This window comes from Selenomonadales bacterium (assembly GCA_017442105.1).
In the GTDB taxonomy this organism is placed as follows: Bacteria; Bacillota; Negativicutes; order RGIG982; family RGIG982; genus RGIG982.
The window spans coordinates 1-4,564 of sequence record JAFSAX010000109.1 but is presented as its reverse complement, the minus strand read 5'-3'; the positions used below and the strand labels follow the sequence as shown (position 1 = coordinate 4,564).

The window sequence follows — 4,564 nt, the reverse complement described above, 5'->3', positions numbered from 1 at the left end:
CCGTGCAGATGTGAATGTGCGTATCGGGAATCAGTTCGCAGGTGAGCACTTCACCGACGACAACGCCGGAGATGTCTGCGCCGACTTCTTTGAGTTCCTCTACTTCAAAACCGGCGGAGAACAGAAGACCTTCCAGTTCCTTTGCCGAAACGTCAATATCGACGTATTCCTTTAACCAGCTGAGTGGTGCTAACATAGTTCGTTCTCCCTCCGATCAATTCTTGAACTGGTCTGCGAATCTCGTATCGGATTCAAACAGTGCCTTGATGTTGTTGATGCCGTACTTCAGCATGGCGATACGTTCGACACCCATACCGAACGCAAAACCGCTTACTTTTTCCGGATCAAAATTGTTCATTTTGAGTACGTTCGGGTGAACCATACCCGAACCGAGGATCTCAAGCCAGCCTGTACCTTTGCATACACGGCAGCCTTTACCACCGCAGATAACACACGAGATATCGACTTCGGCACTCGGTTCCGTGAACGGGAAGAAGCTCGGACGGAAACGGACGCCTACATTGTCACCGAACATCTGATGGATGAACAGTTCGAGCGTACCTTTGAGGTCGGCAAAGCTGATATTTTTATCGATCAAAAGACCTTCTACCTGTGTGAACATCGGCGAGTGCGTCGCATCGTAGTCACGACGATATACCTTGCCCGGTGCAATGATCTTTACAGGATCGTTCGGATTCGCCGCCTGCATCGTTCTTGCCTGGATCGGAGATGTATGCGTACGAAGAAGGATCTCTTCCGTGATATAGAACGAATCCTGCATATCACGTGCAGGGTGATCTTTCGGCAAATTAAGAAGCTCGAAGTTGTAGTAATCCTGCTCTACTTCAGGGCCTTCCGCAACAGTAAAACCAAGCTGCATGAAGATCTCTTTGATGCGCTCAAGCGTAAGCGTGAGCGGATGACGATGACCTTCACTCGGCTGACGACCCGGAAGCGTCACGTCGATACGTTCGGAAGCCAAGCGTTTCGTAAGCTCTGCTTCTTTGAGTTCCGCACCTTTTGCTTCGATCACGCCTTCAAGTTCTGCACGGATCTCGTTGACGATCTGGCCGATACGCGGACGTTCTTCTGCGCTGAGTGCGCCCATACCGCGGAGAATACTCGTCAAGCTACCTTTTTTGCCCAAATATTTGACACGCAAGTCATTCAGCATCTCAAGGCTGTCTGCTTTTGCAAGCTCAACGACTGCGCTTTCTCGCAACTCTTTTAATTGCTGTTCCATAAACAATAACTCCTCCTTGATTATTCGGGCATCTACCGAAAATAAAAAAACTTCCGCCCCCGGCTAAGGGGCGAAAGCTCTGCTTCGCGGTACCACCCTAATGAATACTTTCCATTCCTTAACGCGGAAAACGTCCGACCTACTGTAATTTCAGCCGAAATGCTCCAAAGTGAACTTCCGCTATCCTCTGTTTGATATGCTCTCAATCTATGGCACATCTTCCCTGTAAAACCGATAAACAGCGTACTCTCTTTATCCTTGCATATTATCGTTATATATGTTGTGATGTGTTATCAAAACACGTACTAATATTATATCACAGCTCGTCCGCATTAGCAAGAAGATTGTCGCTGTCTTGCGCCCTCAAAACAGATAACTGCCGCAGCAGCCGCTACATTGAGCGACTCCACTCTGCCAAAGAGCGGAATATGCATCCGTTCATCAGCGCGTGCAAGAAGCGTATCCGATACACCTGCCCCTTCGTTGCCGAATACGACTGCCGCCGACTGCGTAAAATCGCACGCATCGTATGTCTTTGATTCCACGACCGATGTCGCATACAGTCGAATATTGCGTTTCTCAACGAAGATGATGAGATCTTCTTCCGACAACCCGCGCACCACAGGCAGATGAAGCATCGTACCCATCGTCGAGCGCACCACTTTCGGCGCATAGATATCTGCCGACCCGCTCAATACAAGAATACCGTCCCAGCCTGCCGCCTCTGCCGTACGAATGATCGTCCCGATATTACCGGGGTCTTGCACACGATCAAGCACCGCCAAATGTACCATGCCTTCTTTGATATCATCGAGTGACCACTCTTTCTGCTCAACGATAGCCAAGACACCTTGCGGCTCTTCCGTCGTCGTGATCTTACGATACACAGCAGACGTTACCGCAAGCACACGCACATCATCTGCCAGACTACCGATAAGCTCTTTCATACGCGGCGTCACCGCTTCTGCATCATAGAAGCATACACGGATCGCACCGCCGACACTTACGATATCTTCAATGATACGCACCCCTTCAGCAATGAACACACCTTCACGATCGCGGTATTTCTTCTGCTTCAAAGACGATGCCTGTTTCACAAATGTATTCTGTAAGCTGGAGATAACTTCTCCTACTTCAAATCTTCCCATCGTTTCATCCCTTCATTACTGCCGACAACGACAATAATATCGTCTTTTTCGATCACATCATGCGGATTCGGCGGCAATATCAACTTATCATTTCGCTTGATAGCCACTACGTTCAAGCCATACTTCGCACGAACATTCGATTCGATAAGACTCTTACCTGCAATACTCTTCGGCACACCAACCTCGGCAATGCTGTACTCGGGCGAAAGCTCGATATAATCCATAATATTGCGCGACGTCAAACTGTACGCAACACGTTTCGCCATATCTCTCTCGGGATATACGATACTATCCGCACCGATCTTCTCAAGAAGCTTCCCATGCAAAAGATTGCGCGCTTTCGCAACGACATACGGTACCCCAAGCTCCTTGAGCTGAACGACCGTCAATACGTTCGCCTGCATATCCTCACCGATCGCAACGATAACAACATCAAAATTGCGAATACCGAGAGCCTTCAAGGCATTCTCATCAGTCGTATCGGCCTGTACCACATGCGTTACTTCATCGCTGAACGACTGCACCAATTCATAACTGCGATCGACCGCCAACACCTCATATCCCATCGTATGCAAATGGCGTGCAATACTCCGCCCGAATCGACCCAATCCGATAACAGCAAACTGTTTTTCCTTACTCATCCTATGCTTCCTTTCTTACCATTATCCGATCGTCACTTTTCCTTCTGGATAATGAATGATATCACGTTTCAATCTATACGCAAGTGCCGCCGCCATCGTAATAGGCCCGACACGACCAGCGAACATTGTAAATGCCAAAAGTAATTTTGCCGGATCACCCAGTTCTTGCGTGATACCGACCGAAAGCCCAACCGTCGAGAAAGCAGACACGACCTCAAACAAGATCGCCAAAAATGCAAAATCTTCCATAATGCTGAGCAGCATCGAAATAACGATAACAAGGCTCGCCGCCATGAATGTTACGGCAAACGCCTTATAAATAATTGCCTCGGGGATCTTTCTGTCAAACAAAACAGTATCACGACGACCACGGACAAGCGTCCATATCGCGATCACCATAACAGCAAGCGTCGTCGTCTTGATACCACTCCCCGTCGAGCACGGCGATGCCCCAACGAACATCAAAAGTATCAAGAAAAACATCGTTGCTCCGCGAAGCTGCTCAAAATCGACCGTTGCAATACCTGCCGTACGCGCCGTGACCGAATGGAAATAACTCGACATGACCTTATGCGGAAAACTCTCCGCCCCGATCGTCGCCATATTACTGTACTCCAGTCCCAAGAACCCAACCGTACCAAGCACGATCAAAATACCGCTCGTCACCAAAACGATCTTGCTCTGAAGCATATAATCACGGAACCGACGTTTCTGCCAAATATCAGACAACACCGCAAAACCGAGACCGCCCAGAATAACAAGCAGTGTAATTACGATCACAACGACCAGATCATGCGCATACAGCGTCAAAAGGTCACTTCGCTCACCAAAGAGCGCAAACCCTGCATTACAAAACGCCGATACACTATGCCAATATCCATAATAAATGCCGATTGGCCCATACTCACCGTACCAACGGATCGCAAGGATCGTCCCACCGATGAACTCCAAGAGAAGCGTCAACTGGATAATCCGTATCGTGAGCCTTACCAAACCGTCCATCGAAAACTGATTGAGTGCCTCCTTCATTGCCATACGGTCACGAAGCTGTATCTTCTTACCGATGAGTATCGCCATCAACGTCGATATCGTCATAAGACCAAGACCACCGATCTGTATCAAGAGCACAATGACGATCTGCCCAAAATACGAAAACCCGTATTGCAGGTCAACGACAGACAATCCCGTTACACAGACCGCCGACGTCGCCATGAAAAGCGCATCAATAAAAGAAAGCCCCTCACCACTTGCAGACGCAACAGGGAGCATCAAAAGCATCGTCCCGATCACGATCAAGGCAAGGAAACCAAGCGTCAATGTCTGATACGGACTCAAATGTTTATCTTGCCAAAATCGCTTTGGCTTATCTTCATTCATTCGCACAACAGTACCTCTTATCATTCGTTCTACTTGCCTTCATTATAAAGACCTTTCACTTATTCGGCAAGTATTTCCACACATAAAAAAAGAAGCGCATCAACCGATGCGCTTCTTTTTTTATGTTAAGCTTTTGCCACACAATCATATTTGAT

Annotated in this window: 5 protein-coding genes and 1 other annotated feature; all 5 genes read right to left on the bottom strand. The window is 48.2% G+C overall.

Translation table 11 applies throughout. The features are described 5' to 3' along the window. Nucleotides 1-196: hypothetical protein (locus IJN28_04295; GenBank protein ID MBQ6712991.1), on the bottom strand; the 196-nt coding region annotated here is incomplete at its 3' end. Nucleotides 197-214: 18 nt separating this feature from the next. Beyond that, the gene (pheS, locus tag IJN28_04290) at nucleotides 215-1,243 is read right to left on the bottom strand and encodes a phenylalanine--tRNA ligase subunit alpha (GenBank protein MBQ6712990.1); all 1,029 of its coding nucleotides are present in this window, start codon (nucleotides 1,241-1,243) and stop codon (nucleotides 215-217) included. 63 nt (nucleotides 1,244-1,306) lie between these two features. Beyond that, nucleotides 1,307-1,511, bottom strand: a binding site (T-box leader). 64 nt (nucleotides 1,512-1,575) lie between these two features. After that, a complete protein-coding gene (locus tag IJN28_04285; protein MBQ6712989.1) occupies nucleotides 1,576-2,391 on the bottom strand; it encodes an RNA methyltransferase in 816 nt (271 codons plus the stop codon). Next, complete coding sequence (locus tag IJN28_04280; protein MBQ6712988.1) at nucleotides 2,373-3,032, bottom strand: TrkA family potassium uptake protein; 660 nt, start codon at nucleotides 3,030-3,032, stop codon at nucleotides 2,373-2,375. The genes IJN28_04285 and IJN28_04280 overlap by 19 nt, the downstream gene beginning before the upstream one ends. A 21-nt stretch (nucleotides 3,033-3,053) precedes the next feature. Then, the gene (locus IJN28_04275; protein MBQ6712987.1) at nucleotides 3,054-4,409 is read right to left on the bottom strand and encodes a Trk family potassium uptake protein; all 1,356 of its coding nucleotides are present in this window, start codon (nucleotides 4,407-4,409) and stop codon (nucleotides 3,054-3,056) included. Nucleotides 4,410-4,564: the final 155 nt, after the last annotated feature.

Coding starts and splice junctions, on each gene's coding strand:
- pheS (MBQ6712990.1), bottom strand. CDS start 1,243: ATGGAACAGCAATTAAAAGAGTTGCGAGAAAGCGCAGTCGTTGAGCTT.
- IJN28_04285 (MBQ6712989.1), bottom strand. CDS start 2,391: ATGGGAAGATTTGAAGTAGGAGAAGTTATCTCCAGCTTACAGAATACA.
- IJN28_04280 (MBQ6712988.1), bottom strand. CDS start 3,032: ATGAGTAAGGAAAAACAGTTTGCTGTTATCGGATTGGGTCGATTCGGG.
- IJN28_04275 (MBQ6712987.1), bottom strand. CDS start 4,409: ATGAATGAAGATAAGCCAAAGCGATTTTGGCAAGATAAACATTTGAGT.